The following is a 13,377-nucleotide window of genomic DNA, read 5'->3' on the forward strand; positions in this document are numbered from 1 at the left end:
TTAATAGAAAATTCCAATAATTGCACAGTGCGCGACAAACCCAACCATCAACGGTATGGCGGTTCGTTTCACCACATCGAATGGTTGAAGTTTGGCACCACTGGATACGGCGATTATCACCCCCGAAACCGGAGACATACCACGCCCCATATGCGAAGCTTGCTGCATTGGTAGGATCATCGCAATCGGGTTAACCCCCATACTGTGTGCAATTTGTGGGATTAACTCCACGAATGCTAAGAATGGTGCGTTACCAGAACCCATAATAATAGCGGCGGCTAACGTGACTAATGCAAACACAATCGCCATCGCAAATGGTGGTAAACCGACGGATTCTGCGCCAAGGATTAATTGGTCGATGGCACCACTGACTTTGATCCCGTGAGCAAACACACCCGCAGCAACTAACAGTCCGACTACGTTACTAAACGCATGCCCCATCCCATTTAAGAAGGTTTGGAAACCATTACACACTTGCTTGAAGTTACGTACTCGCACGGTTTCTAGTACCATACAAATCGCCATAGCAATCAGTACGATGGTCACAACGTCGAGGTGAATTCCCTCAAAAAACAGGTTGGAAGAGCCGACTGCCATAATGATTGGTAGCATCGGTAAAATGGCATAGTAGCCGGGCACCGATTTGGCTGTTGCTTCTTTGTCATGGGACTGCACCGCTTTACCAATTTCAGGGACGAAACCTTGTTTACGGTCACAATGACGTTGCCAGAAAATATGGGTAATACCGACCACCAGCACCGTGGCTAATGCCGCAGGCCCTTGGTAGTAAAGTACATATTCAACGACTGACATATCAACGGCTTTCGCACCACGGATAGCATCAATCGCGGTTGGTGTATAAGCAACCCCAAGGGATGTTGCGATAACCCCAGCGGCAGATGCAGGGGAGAGTCCCAAACCAATCATAATTGGGAACATGGTCCCCATTAACAGTACGGCTAAGCCTGTTGCTGACGGAATCGCTAACTGCAAGATACTCGCTAACAAGAATGAAAAAAATAGCAGCACATAAGGCGAACGCATATTTTTCAGTGGTTTAGTTGCTACGCGTACTACTGCTTCGTTGGCACCGATGTGATCCATATAGTGAGCAAAACCCATTAGCGCCATGATCATTAAACCAAGGTCAGCAGCACGGCTACTAAACAGGTCACGCATCACTTCAAACGGATCAAGCCAAGTAATGCCCGTGGTTGCGACGCTTTTCGGTAGGATAGGACCCCAGCCCAAGGCTAGGGTGAAAATCATCAACACTAAACCGGCAATTAACAGCACTGGTTCAGCTTTGTATCCCTTCAGAATAAAGCGTGCAACCAAAACAACGATAATTAGAACCGTTAGAATTGGGATCATGCTTTAGCTCCTGGCTTGAAACGTTCTGCTGTAATTTGTACCACTTGTTTTAAAACATCACTGGCGGCATACAGAGATTTCACTGGTAGATATTCATAAATCGAGTGGAAGTTATGAGCGCCAGTGAAAATGTTCGGGCAAGGAAGACCATTCTGTGAAAGTGCTGCACCATCATAGCCTCCACGCATAGGGATAACTTTTGGCGTGATCCCGCAAGCTTCATATGCTGCGTGAGCAATATCGATTGGATAACGGTTTTCACCTTGTAAGCTGTTGTACACGTTTGAGTAACGGTCAGCTAAGGTACAGGTTACGCTTTCTGGTCCCCACAGGTCTTCACAATGACCCGCCAATTTTTTCAGGAATGCCATACGAGCGCGGTAGCCCTCTTCGGTAAAGTCACGCACATCCATTTTCAGAACAGTGCGAGCGCTGTTACCTGACATCTGCTTAACCCAGTAATAACCTTCACGGTTTTCAGTATATTCAGGCGCTTCGCCACCGGGCAGCATTGCGATAAATTTCTGCGCCATTAGCAGGGAATTCACCAGTTTGCCTTTAGCGGACATTGGGTGAGCTGACTTACCTGTAAAGACGATTTCAACATCCCCCGCATTCCAGTTTTCATACACCAGCTCGCCAATACCACAGCAGTCTAGGGTGTAGGCAAAATCTGCACCAAACTCTTTTACATCAAACACTTTCGCGCCGCGTAGACCTTGTTCTTCATCAGGAACGAAGCCCACTTTGATATCCCCGTGTTTGATGTCTGGGTTTTGTTTAAAGTACTGCAACATATCCATAATCGAGGCGATAGCAGCTTTATCATCGGCACCTAATAGGCTGGTACCGTCGGTGACAATGATGTCATCACCAAGGTAATTTTCTAATTCTGGGAACTCACTTTTACGCAGGTAAATATTGAGTTCTTTATTCATGCAAATATCTTCGCCGTTATAAGGCAAAATTTGTGCTTTGGTGTCGTTAGTCTGCTCTGCGCTCGTATCTAAGTGACCAAAGAATGCCACCGTTGGCACTTTATAATCCAGGTTGGAAGGCAGTGTTGCGGTAACGATAGCTGTATCACGCAGTTTGATATCCTGTAAGCCTAAGCCTTCTAACTCTTGAACTAGCTGTTTGGCAAGAACGCGCTGGCCTTCAGAGGATGGCATGATGCCTGCGGCGCCTTTTTCCCTATTCGTGGTGGTGTTAATTTTTGTATAAGAAATAAAACGGTCAACAATATTCATTATTCTCATTCTCCAGCATCATCGTGATGCATTATTTTTATACTTTCATTATTGCAATGAAGATAAACATACTTCGTTGCAATATTCTTTTATCATGAATAATGCCAAAATAAATATCTGACCAGTTATTTTTTTGACTAAAGACACAGAGTGATTAAAAAAGAAGAATAGAAGTGGCAATATTTAATTATTAAATTAGAATGTGCATCACAAAATACCTGGTGGGAGATTTATTTATCTAATTGATATAAATGAGATATTTTTGGTTGCCTACCGCTGGTTATATTTAATACTAGATATTCATCTTTCCTAACTTAAATTGTTATTTAACGAAGATAATAACAATTTAAAATTCAGTTATACTATTATCATAATTTCATCGTAGTTTAAAAAACTATTAAAATATTTTTTAAATATTATTAATATTTTAATTCAGACTGATTGATGACGTATTCTTTTAGTTTTTGTGATCAGATTAATATTATTATTTAAAAATTAAACGTCGTATATTCTTAGTTCCATTTAATGGGAAATATTCTCTTCAATATTTCCCATTAAAAATGGAGCCATTAACGTCCTAAGTAGCCATCCCAATCTTTCCAAACAGGTTGTAGACCGGCTTGTACTAAGGCATGTGCGACTTGTGCTGCACTGCGGTTATCGTGGGGCGAGAACTGCTCTAACTCGGTTTTCGAATCCGCATAGCCTCCTGGTTGGGTTTTAGAGCCAGCACTGACGCTGTTAATCGCCAGTGGTACCACATGATCCCGAAAATAAGGGGATTCTCGGGTGGATAGCGACAATTCTACCGTTGGGGCAAGCAAGCGAAATGCACAGATTAACTGAACCAGCTCCGCATCCCCCATCAGCGAGGCGGGTTCGATTCCTCCCGCGCAAGGGCGCAAGCGTGGAAATGAAATAGAATAGCGGCTTTGCCAATAGTGTTGCTGCATATACAGAAGATGCTCTGCCACCATGTAACAATCCGTTCGCCAGCTACTGGAAAGCCCGATTAATGCCCCCAATCCAATTTTATCAACACCCGCTTGACCAAGGCGCTCTGGCGTTGCTAATCGCCAATGAAAATCCTGTTTTTTGCCTTTTAAATGATGAAGTTGATAAGTCGGCTCATGGTAGGTTTCTTGGTATACCATCACACCATCTAATCCTAAGGTTTTCAGCTCGCGATACTCTTCGGTTGATAAGGGCTGAACCTCCATCATAAGGGAACTGAAATAGGAGCGGATCACCGGGATATGGCGACGAAAATAGTCCATTCCGACTTTGGTTTGATGTTCACCTGTTACCAAGAGCAAACTGTCAAAACCGATTTGGCGGATGGTTTCGCATTCACGGACAATTTCGGCATCGTCGAGGGTTTTGCGCTTAATGCGGTTGCTCATCGAAAACCCGCAATAGGTACAGTCATTGGCACATAAGTTGGAAAGGTACAAAGGAACATAAAATCCAACGGTATGGCCGAAGCGTTGACGCGTTAGGCGCTGCGCCTTTTGTGCCATCGGCTCGATGTAATGCCGCGCCGCAGGGGAAAGCAACGCCATAAAATCATCGAGAGTCAATGTATCACTCTGCAACGCTTGCTCTACATCCGAGGCGGTTTTGCTATTGATCTGTAATGTGAGGTTGTCCCAATCTAACTGTTCCCAACGCTCCCGAAAGCTTTCAATCATTGCAGCGCCTCCAAAAATTGAGTCAGAGGACTAGATGCCTCCGCTCTCTGTTTGGGTGCCGCAAGTCCACTTTGGCGAGCGAGTTGTGCAGCTTCGACCGCCATTTTAAAGGCTTGTGCCATTAATATGGGCTGTTTAGCCACGGCAATGGCGGTATTGACTAACACCGCATCGGCGCCCATCTCAATAGCTTCGGCGGCATGGCTAGGTGCGCCAATTCCTGCATCCACCACTACTGGTACATTAGCCTGTTCGATGATGATTTGCAGCATCTCCTTAGTCACTAAGCCTTTATTGGTACCAATCGGCGCGCCCAGAGGCATCACGGCAGCGCAGCCCACTTCTTCCAGTCGCTTACATAGCACGGGATCCGCGCTGCAATAAGGCAACACCACAAATCCTTCTTTAACCAGTTGCTCTGCTGCGAGTAACGTTTCGATAGGGTCTGGCAATAAGTAACGGACATCGGGATGGATTTCGAGTTTTACCCAATGAGTGCCGAGGGCTTCACGAGCGAGACGCGCAGCAAAAATCGCTTCTTGGGCATTCTTGGCGCCGGAAGTATTGGGAAGCAATTTAACTCCTAACTCTTGAAGTGGCTGTAAAATACCATCATCTTGCCCACGTAAATTAACGCGTTTCATCGCCATGGTCACCAGCTGGCTGCCCGATGCTTGGATGGCTTGCTGCATTAATGTTGGATTGGCAAACTTGCCTGTTCCGGTAAATAAACGTGACTGAAAAGTGACATCAGCAATTTTTAACATCATTAACCCCCTGCGATAGCTTGAAACAGCAGAATGTTGTCTTGTTCATTCAAAAAATGACTTTCCCACTGGCTTTTAGGAATGATGACTTGGTTGATAGCCAGTGCTGAGCCGGATGTACTTTGCCCGAGTTGCGTTAATAGCTGGTGGACGGTAATGGGCGGTTCAACCTTCATCGGCTGGTCATTGATTATGATATGCATGTGACCTCTCGGCAGACAGGGCAATGTTTTGAACGGGTCAGCTGCAAGGTATTCCATTGCTGCTGCTTTCCATCAAACAGGCGTAGTTTTCCACTTAACGGGGACGGTAATCCCACCAGCAATTTGATGGCTTCTAATGCTTGTAACGTCCCAATCACTCCTACCACCGGACCTAAAACCCCCGCCGTGCGGCAGTTACGTTGTGGTTCTTCTTGGTCGGGATACAAACAGGCGTAGCAGCCAGATTGAAAAGGAGGCTCAAGAACCATCAATTGCCCACCAAAGCCAACGGCACTGCCGCTGACGAGCGGGGTATTGCTAATGACGCACGCGGCATTGACCGCATGGCGAGTGGCCATGTTGTCACAGCAATCCAGCACCAAATCCACCTGTTCCACTAAGGGAAGTAAGCTGTCCGCATCAAGCTTTTGTTGGAAAATGCGCGTCTTAGTATGGGGGTTAAGCTGCTTTAAACGCGCTGCGGCCAGCTGCGCTTTCGACTGGTTAATATCCTGCGTGTCATACAGCACTTGGCGCTGCAAGTTAGACACATGCAGGTCATCATGATCCGCTATCCATAATTCACCGACACCCGCTCCCGCAAGATACAAACTTGCAGGGGAGCCTAGTCCACCTAAACCGACAATCAGTACCTTGCTTTGTTTGAGTTTTTGTTGCCCTTCAGGGCTGACATCCTCAAGCAGTAATTGGCGGCTATAACGCATAAATTCGAGATCATTGAGCATGGTCGTTTTCCTTTAAGCGAGAGGTCGATTCAACCAGATCCAGCAATGTTCGCGTTGCACTTTGCCAGTCATCGGCTTGTGTGATGGCACTGACAACCGCTACACTGCCAACGCCAGTGGCGAGCACGGCAGGCACGCGTTCAATGGATATCCCGCCTATTGCCACTGTCGGATAGTCTGGCGTCTCCTCAACCATCTGTTTTAACGCTTCTAAACCTTGCGGCGAGGAAGGCATCTGCTTGGTTTGGGTTGGAAAGATATGCCCCAGTGCGATATAAGACGGACGCACCGTTTTGGCAATCGCGACTTCATCAGGATCGTGGGTGGAGATCCCCAGCCGTAGCTCCGCTTGGTGAATCGCTACTAGATCGGTAGTTTCCAGATCTTCTTGCCCTAAGTGTACGCCATAGGCACCCAGCTCTATGGCTAAACGCCAATAGTCATTAATAAATAATCGGGCATTATGCTGCTTACCAAGGGCTATTGCTTGCTGGATCTGTTCACGTACTTGGTGGTCTTGCTTGTCTTTGATGCGCAATTGCAAGGTGGAAACACCTGCATTTAGCAGGCGTTCAATCCATTCAACAGAATCCACAACCGGGTACAGACCGAGGCAGTGCTCGGTCGGTGGAAATGGACTATTCGGGAGATTAAGCGTTTTGTTCATCACTCACGACCTCAGCAATCTCAGCCCCATGATAGAGTTCGCTACCGTGAGCGCGGAAAGCTTCCGACATCTGCTCCATGCCCGCCTCTTTTTGTGCAGCATAGTCACGAACTTCTTGGGAAATCTTCATGGAGCAGAATTTTGGTCCACACATAGAGCAGAAGTGGGCGATTTTCCCTGACGCTTGCGGTAAGGTTTCATCGTGATATTTACGCGCGGTTTCAGGGTCTAGGGCGAGGTTAAACTGGTCTTCCCAACGGAACTCAAAACGCGCTTTGGACATGGCATTATCACGAATTTGTGCACCCGGATGACCTTTCGCGAGATCAGCGGCGTGGGCAGCAATCTTGTAGGTAATCAGCCCCTGTTTGACGTCTTCTTTGTTCGGTAAACCAAGGTGCTCTTTTGGCGTCACGTAGCACAGCATCGCACAACCAAACCAGCCGATCATTGCTGCGCCAATACCGGAAGTGAAGTGGTCATAGCCCGGTGCGATATCGGTGGTTAGGGGGCCTAACGTATAGAATGGGGCTTCGTGGCAGTGCTCTAGCTCTTCGGTCATATTGCGGCGGATCATCTGCATCGGCACATGCCCCGGTCCTTCAATCATCACCTGCACATCGTATTCCCACGCAATTTTGGTGAGCTCGCCTAAGGTATGCAGCTCTGAGAATTGGGCTTCATCGTTGGCATCTTGCACAGAACCCGGACGTAACCCATCTCCAAGCGACAGCGATACATCATAAGCGGCACAAATTTCGCAAATTTCACGGAAATGCTCATACAGGAAGTTTTCTTGGTGGTGGGATAAACACCATTTCGCCATGATAGAGCCGCCACGGGAGACTATGCCGGTCAGGCGCTTCGCCGTCATTGGTACGTAGCGCAGTAAAACGCCGGCATGGATAGTGAAGTAATCTACTCCTTGTTCGGCTTGCTCTAGCAGAGTATCGCGGAACATTTCCCACGTGAGGTTTTCAGCAACACCGTTCACTTTTTCGAGCGCTTGGTAGATAGGTACGGTACCAATTGGCACTGGGCTATTACGTAAAATCCATTCGCGGGTTTCGTGAATATAACGACCTGTGGATAAATCCATCACCGTATCTGCACCCCAGCGAGTAGACCAAATCAGTTTTTCCACCTCTTCTTCGATGGATGAAGTCACGGAGGAGTTACCGATATTGGCATTCACTTTCACTAAGAAATTGCGCCCGATAATCATCGGCTCAGATTCTGGATGGTTAATATTGGCAGGGATGATAGCGCGACCTGCCGCCACTTCTTGGCGTACAAATTCCGGCGTAATATTTTCTGGCAAAATAGCACCAAAGCTTTGCCCCGGATGTTGCTGCCTTAACACTTCACTGCGAATGCGTTCACGACCCATATTTTCACGGATGGCGATAAATTCCATTTCAGGGGTCACAATACCTTGACGAGCATAATGCAACTGAGTGACGCATTTGCCTGTTTGCGCTTTCAGTGGTGCAGGGCGGTGATTAAAACGTAAGTGATCTAAGCCCGCATCGGCTAAGCGCTGCTGGGTAAAGTCGGAGCTGAGATTTTCGACAGCAACAGTATCCGCGCGTTCACTGATCCACGGCGCACGGATTTTTTTCAATCCTTTGTGAACATTGAGTTCAGAGGCCGGGTCGCCGTAAGGACCTGAGGTGTCATAAACAGGGACGGCCTCGTTATCTTCAAATTTGGGATTATCTTTGTCTCCGCCGATAAGCGTTGGGGAGAGCTGGATTTCGCGCATGGGAACTTGGATATCATCCCGCGAGCCTTGCAGGTAGATACGTTCAGAGTTAGGGAATGAAACACCGGAAATGGTATTGATAAAGTCTTCTGCGGCATCACGCTGCTCTTTTCGAGAGCGTGCTGGTGCAGCTTTAGAGGAAATATCGGTACTCGGTATAACTGCATTATTAGCATTATTAGCATTATTGGACATAGCAATTTCCTGACATCGTCACAGGCTATACGGCGTAAAGCGCCAATAGCGGGTTTATCGAAAGAAAGTTGCTTGTCTGGAGTTCGGAGGAGTAATGGTAAGGCGTTGCGGCTAGTTTTTCGCCAAATAAATAAGCGAAAATTGCGCTGAATGATTACTCTTGTTCCCTTCGCGGGTATTAACCCGATCAGGTTCCGCGGATCCCGAATTAACGGTCTCAGCCTGATGTTTGCACATGCTAGGCACTCCGACAAGAATTAATCAGTATAAAGTTTCCCCGTCATTCTTCAAGCGATAAGTGCGTTGGCTTCTCTCGGCTACCCTAGTCACATACTTGTGTATGCTCCTAGGGATATCCTCGCTTGCCGCCTTCTTCTCACTCGAATAATTTAGGGGAAATCAGTGTATTGGGTAAAAATCCAAAACCTAGAAATTAAAAGTTAAAACTAGGTTGGCTAAATATGGGTTTTACAAACTCCACGAATATTGTGGCCAGTGATTTTCGTTGGCGGCTTGGAGAAGGCGCGGGTCGCCGTTGACGATAAATGTCTCATCGGCGAAATGACACATAGGTAGGTCATTGGCGGAATCGGTGTAGAAATAAATATACGCATCGGTGATTGGCTGGTGGGAAATCCACTGAGTTAAACGCTTAACTTTACCCTCTTTAAAGGTCGGGATACCGTCAACTTCGGTGGTGTAGCAGCCATTTGAACGCTTAATATCAATTCCCATCGTGACATCGGCGCCAAGGTGATCCGCGATCTTCTTCACGATAAAGGTAACCGTTGCAGAGATCACAATGATCGGGATCCCTTGAGATCGATATGAGGCGATAGTGCTTAATGCGCTAGGGTAAATGCGCGGAATGATAATGGTATCCACAAAATCATCTAACCACTCATCGACTTGCTCTGTCTTGATGCCAGCAAGGGTCTGCAAACTAAACTTTAAGTAAGTCACCATATCCAAATTGCCCGCGTTGTATTGCGCCATCATCTCTTTATCGGCTTCGACAAAACGCGGGTCGGTAATGATTTTCTTATCCCACAAATATTGCGTCCAAAGTACGCTACTATCGCCACGGATCAGGGTGTCATCGAGATCAAAAATCGCTAATTTGGTTTGTGTAGACGGGTTTTGCATGAGGTTCCTTTCGTTGACTAGCTCGTCGTTGATTAACTTAAAGCACGAATTTCATTTTTATTAAACATTAACTCAAGGCGTGTGCCTGGCTCAAATAAACGCTCGGATGAGCGGTTGAGCAAGTCTACGGTCATATCCCCCGCAGGCGTGTTCACGCTATAGCGAATAATATTCCCTAAAAGCTGGTGGTCAAGGATCACGGCATCTACAGGGGCGGAAATATGGCTGCCATATTGGCGTCCGACTTCGCGAACATAAATGGACTCAGGGCGAATGGCGAGGGTGCCTTGTAAATTGACGCCCAACATCCCATTGGCTTTTTCTGCTTCCACCAGATTGTAATGCCCCATAAATCGAGCCACAAATTCAGTGGCAGGCTGAGTATAGATATTTTCCGCGGTATCGCTTTGGATAATCGAGCCTTTGTTCATTAAGAAGATGCGGTCAGACATAATCATTGCTTCGTCTTGGTCGTGGGTGACGAAAATGGTAGTGAGCTTCAGCTCTCGCTGGATTTCACGAATTTGCTGGCGTAAGTGCTTACGAATACGTGCATCAAGGGCGGATAACGGCTCATCGAGGAGTAAAATTTGCGGCTTCATCACCAATGCACGGGCGAGGGCGACACGTTGGCGCTGACCACCCGAAAGCTGGTGCGGATATTGGTTCTCTTTTCCTTGTAATTCCACCATATCAATGACTTCTGCCACGGCTTTATCTCGCTCAGCGGGGGGCATCTTACGCATTTTCAACCCAAACGCGATGTTTTCAGCCACGGTCATATTTGGGAATAGAGCGTAGCTTTGAAACACCATGCCCACGCCGCGCTGTTGAGCTGGCTGCTGAGTGATATTCTGGCGGTTGATATACAGCTCCCCGCTGTCAGGCTGTTCAAGTCCCGCAATACAGCGCAGTAACGTGGATTTCCCACAGCCACTTGGCCCCAATAGCGTAATAAATTCCCCTTGTTCAATCGTAAACTGGATATCAGAGAATACTTGGTTCTGACCAAAGGATTTAGTTAGGTTTTCCGCAATGACGTAGCTCATCGTTCATCTCCCGCACGATTCAAGCGCGTTGCTAACCAAGTCAGCAGCAACGTAAATAAGAAGTAAGACATCACTAGCGCAGAGGTAAAGTGTCCGCTAGTTTGGCGCATATTAAACAGATAGATCTGCAAGGTTTCGAAACGGGTTCCCACTAAGATATTGGCGAATACGAACTCCCCCATTAAGAATGAGAAGGAAATCAGTAAAGAAACCAATAACCCTTTACGGATATTTGGCAGCACTATCATTAAAAAGGCCTTAAAGGTGCTGGCACCGAGTAAGTGAGCGGCGTCCATTAAGTCATGCAGATTGATTCCTTGAAAGCTATTCGCCAGTGCGCGGTACATAAATGGCAATGTAATGGTGAAGTAGGTGCCAATTAAGATCCACGGGGTACCGACCAACATGAATGGCTCATCCGCAAAGATTTGCAGTAAACCGACTGAAGAGACCACGGGTGGGATCGCAAAAGGGAGAATAATCAGTAAATCCATCAACCCTTTGAGGTTTGGAAAGCGGTAAAAAACGGCAAAAGTCATGGGTAAAATCACGAGCACGCTGATCAGCAATGTGCCAAAGCAGATCAAGAGTGATCGTCCAAATGCCATTAGAAATCGTGGATCTTGCCATAGTTGTAGATACCATTTGATGGATAGGGCATCAGGCATAATCGTCGCACCCCATGAGCTCGAAATGGAGTAAATAAAGGTGGCGATAATCGGCAGCGCAAGAATGGCGGCAACGGTACCAAGAACCATTTTATGAAACAGTAAACTCGGTGCTTTTGGGCTACGAATATTAGGATTTAGCATGGTAGCTCCGCTTTAATAACCAGTGGTGAATGGCGGTGATAAACCCGAGGATCGCAATCAGAACAACGGATAGCGCGGCTGCCATATTTGGCTCTAAGAACAGGTCGCCAGAGACAAGGCTGGCAATGCGGATAGTCACTAGGTTGTAGTTACCACTGGTGAGTGCGTAAGTACTGGCATAAGCGCCAACGGCATTGGCAACCAAGATAATAAATGTGCCTAACAGTGCAGGAGAAATGACCGGAATACCCACTTTCAGCCAATAGGTTAACTTGCTGGCTCCCATAGTTTTTGCGGCATCTTCCCACTCAGGTTTGAGCGCATCAAATGCGGGATACAGCAATAAAATCCCCAAAGGAATTTGGAAATACACGTAAATCAACATGAGTCCAGTCGCGCTGTAAATGTTGAATTCATCAATCCATCCCCAAGCTTTTAATTGCAGGGTAATTGCGCCGTTGAACCCAAGAATAATAACAAAAGCAAAGGCGAGAGGAACGCCACTAAAGTTACTCGCCATGGTCGAAAAGGAAATCATTAAACGGCGTACTTTTCCGCTCATTTTGTAGATAGAAAATGCCGTTAAACAGGAGATAAATAGCCCTATCAAACTACTAATGATGGAAAGCCATAATGTATTTTCAAATGCTTGAAGGTAGAAATCATTCGTGAATGTCTCGACATAGTTAGCTATCGACCACGCTTCTTCATAAATAAAGCTATTGAAAAACACCCAAATCATGGGTGCTAATTGGAATAAACAAAACAGGACGGCAAAAGGCAGGATTAAAAGTGCAGCTTGCCAATGAAATCGCGCAAATCGTTTCTTTAGCGTCATGACGTTATCTACCTGTTGGCCGGTAGGTTTGCAGGGGGCAGAGATATCGGCCATTAGCGTTCCCCTGCCAATAATTCATAGCACACTTTTTTATCTGGGTGAGAAATGCCCAAAAGATGGCAAACGGTGCCACAAATCGCCGTTTGTAGCATTTCACAATCGGTGTGATGAGAAAATTTATCCCCAATAGTGAATAATGGAACCGTGCGTTCTTCCGGCAAAATACCCCCATGACTCCGATCATTATTCATACCATGATCGCTCGTGACGATAATTTGATAGCCTTGTTCTATCCATGTCGGAAGATACCGAGACAGATACACATCCGCTTTACGTGCCGCATTACGATATTGTGAAGAATCAAACCCAAACATGTGCCCCGCATCGTCGATATTCATCGGATGGATTAACAGAAAATCAGGGTCATACTGGGTTCTTAAATATTCGGCATCCATAAACAGATGGTCATCAGGGTAGTGATCAACCTGATAAAAGCAGCCGTGCTGGATAGCCAGTTGTTCATCATGAGTGAAGCGATCGCGCTCAGGAACAAAAGGCGCTCGATTGTACAATTCACTGACCCAATGATAAGCCGCTGCGGCAGTCGTTTTGCCAGCTTTCTGTGCAAGAGAAAAAATGCTCTCGAAATGGGAAAGTCGAACAACGGCATTATTCACAATGCCACTTTCTACCGGGGGAACGCCAGTGAGAATACATTCGTATAATGGGCGAGACATGGACGGAAGTGCGCATTCTAATTTATAAAGAGTTGCTTTATCGGCTTCGATTAAACCATTGAGATAGCCCATACTCTGATGGGCTACTGAATAATTTAAACCGTCGAGAACAACAAGGATGACTTTCTCAGACATTG

13 protein-coding genes and 1 riboswitch are annotated in these 13,377 nt (G+C 46.6%); all 13 genes read right to left on the reverse strand.

All coding sequences use genetic code 11. The annotated features are described in order from the left end of the window. The 13 genes from dcuC to ACIH2S_RS01900 all read right to left on the reverse strand — a co-directional run bounded on the left by dcuC (position 1) and on the right by ACIH2S_RS01900 (position 13,375). A complete protein-coding gene (gene dcuC / locus ACIH2S_RS01840) occupies positions 1-1,374 on the reverse strand; it encodes a C4-dicarboxylate transporter DcuC (RefSeq protein WP_036953630.1) in 1,374 nt (457 codons plus the stop codon). Further along, on the reverse strand, positions 1,371-2,624 hold the full coding sequence (gene pepT, locus ACIH2S_RS01845) for a peptidase T (protein WP_036953623.1): 1,254 nt from the start codon (positions 2,622-2,624) through the stop codon (positions 1,371-1,373). Before pepT ends, dcuC begins: the two co-directional genes overlap by 4 nt. A 569-nt stretch (positions 2,625-3,193) precedes the next feature. Further along, a complete protein-coding gene (gene thiH / locus ACIH2S_RS01850) occupies positions 3,194-4,315 on the reverse strand; it encodes a 2-iminoacetate synthase ThiH (RefSeq protein WP_036953614.1) in 1,122 nt (373 codons plus the stop codon). Next, positions 4,312-5,082, reverse strand: coding sequence for a thiazole synthase (locus tag ACIH2S_RS01855; protein WP_036953610.1), 771 nt, complete (start codon positions 5,080-5,082; stop codon positions 4,312-4,314). The genes thiH and ACIH2S_RS01855 overlap by 4 nt, the downstream gene beginning before the upstream one ends. 2 nt (positions 5,083-5,084) lie before the next feature. Then, positions 5,085-5,285, reverse strand: coding sequence for a sulfur carrier protein ThiS (thiS, locus tag ACIH2S_RS01860; RefSeq protein WP_430247995.1), 201 nt, complete (start codon positions 5,283-5,285; stop codon positions 5,085-5,087). Continuing rightward, entirely contained in the window at positions 5,273-6,031 is a 759-nt protein-coding gene (locus ACIH2S_RS01865; RefSeq protein WP_036953605.1) for a HesA/MoeB/ThiF family protein, read from the reverse strand. Before ACIH2S_RS01865 ends, thiS begins: the two co-directional genes overlap by 13 nt. Continuing rightward, on the reverse strand, positions 6,021-6,698 hold the full coding sequence (gene thiE, locus ACIH2S_RS01870; RefSeq protein ID WP_108479689.1) for a thiamine phosphate synthase: 678 nt from the start codon (positions 6,696-6,698) through the stop codon (positions 6,021-6,023). The genes ACIH2S_RS01865 and thiE overlap by 11 nt, the downstream gene beginning before the upstream one ends. After that, on the reverse strand, positions 6,682-8,658 hold the full coding sequence (gene thiC / locus ACIH2S_RS01875) for a phosphomethylpyrimidine synthase ThiC (protein WP_108479690.1): 1,977 nt from the start codon (positions 8,656-8,658) through the stop codon (positions 6,682-6,684). The genes thiE and thiC overlap by 17 nt, the downstream gene beginning before the upstream one ends. Positions 8,659-8,805: 147 nt before the next feature. Beyond that, positions 8,806-8,918: riboswitch (TPP riboswitch) on the reverse strand. Positions 8,919-9,126: 208 nt separating this feature from the next. Continuing rightward, entirely contained in the window at positions 9,127-9,804 is a 678-nt protein-coding gene (locus ACIH2S_RS01880; protein ID WP_036953593.1) for an HAD family hydrolase, read from the reverse strand. A gap of 32 nt (positions 9,805-9,836) precedes the next feature. Then, positions 9,837-10,853: an ABC transporter ATP-binding protein gene (locus ACIH2S_RS01885; protein ID WP_108479691.1), complete on the reverse strand. Its 1,017-nt coding sequence runs from the start codon at positions 10,851-10,853 to the stop codon at positions 9,837-9,839. Further along, complete coding sequence (locus ACIH2S_RS01890) at positions 10,850-11,665, reverse strand: ABC transporter permease (protein ID WP_036953587.1); 816 nt, start codon at positions 11,663-11,665, stop codon at positions 10,850-10,852. The genes ACIH2S_RS01885 and ACIH2S_RS01890 overlap by 4 nt, the downstream gene beginning before the upstream one ends. Next, the gene (locus ACIH2S_RS01895) at positions 11,652-12,557 is read right to left on the reverse strand and encodes an ABC transporter permease (RefSeq protein WP_349488222.1); all 906 of its coding nucleotides are present in this window, start codon (positions 12,555-12,557) and stop codon (positions 11,652-11,654) included. Before ACIH2S_RS01895 ends, ACIH2S_RS01890 begins: the two co-directional genes overlap by 14 nt. Continuing rightward, positions 12,557-13,375, reverse strand: a complete 819-nt coding sequence (locus ACIH2S_RS01900; protein ID WP_108479694.1) for an alkaline phosphatase family protein — start codon at positions 13,373-13,375, stop codon at positions 12,557-12,559. The genes ACIH2S_RS01895 and ACIH2S_RS01900 overlap by 1 nt, the downstream gene beginning before the upstream one ends. Between the last annotated feature and the right edge of the window lie 2 nt (positions 13,376-13,377).

This window comes from Providencia lanzhouensis, from assembly GCF_050469745.1.
GTDB lineage: Bacteria > Pseudomonadota > Gammaproteobacteria > Enterobacterales > Enterobacteriaceae > Providencia > Providencia lanzhouensis.

Bases quoted from the DNA above. Each gene is read 5' to 3' on its own strand.
- dcuC (WP_036953630.1), bottom strand. From the start codon at position 1,374: ATGATCCCAATTCTAACGGTTCTAATTATCGTTGTTTTGGTTGCACGC.
- thiS (WP_430247995.1), bottom strand. From the start codon at position 5,285: ATGCATATCATAATCAATGACCAGCCGATGAAGGTTGAACCGCCCATT.
- ACIH2S_RS01895 (WP_349488222.1), bottom strand. From the start codon at position 12,557: ATGGCCGATATCTCTGCCCCCTGCAAACCTACCGGCCAACAGGTAGAT.
- ACIH2S_RS01865 (WP_036953605.1), bottom strand. From the start codon at position 6,031: ATGCTCAATGATCTCGAATTTATGCGTTATAGCCGCCAATTACTGCTT.
- pepT (WP_036953623.1), bottom strand. From the start codon at position 2,624: ATGAATATTGTTGACCGTTTTATTTCTTATACAAAAATTAACACCACC.
- thiH (WP_036953614.1), bottom strand. From the start codon at position 4,315: ATGATTGAAAGCTTTCGGGAGCGTTGGGAACAGTTAGATTGGGACAAC.
- ACIH2S_RS01880 (WP_036953593.1), bottom strand. From the start codon at position 9,804: ATGCAAAACCCGTCTACACAAACCAAATTAGCGATTTTTGATCTCGAT.
- ACIH2S_RS01900 (WP_108479694.1), bottom strand. From the start codon at position 13,375: ATGTCTGAGAAAGTCATCCTTGTTGTTCTCGACGGTTTAAATTATTCA.
- thiE (WP_108479689.1), bottom strand. From the start codon at position 6,698: ATGAACAAAACGCTTAATCTCCCGAATAGTCCATTTCCACCGACCGAG.
- ACIH2S_RS01890 (WP_036953587.1), bottom strand. From the start codon at position 11,665: ATGCTAAATCCTAATATTCGTAGCCCAAAAGCACCGAGTTTACTGTTT.
- ACIH2S_RS01885 (WP_108479691.1), bottom strand. From the start codon at position 10,853: ATGAGCTACGTCATTGCGGAAAACCTAACTAAATCCTTTGGTCAGAAC.
- ACIH2S_RS01855 (WP_036953610.1), bottom strand. From the start codon at position 5,082: ATGTTAAAAATTGCTGATGTCACTTTTCAGTCACGTTTATTTACCGGA.
- thiC (WP_108479690.1), bottom strand. From the start codon at position 8,658: ATGTCCAATAATGCTAATAATGCTAATAATGCAGTTATACCGAGTACC.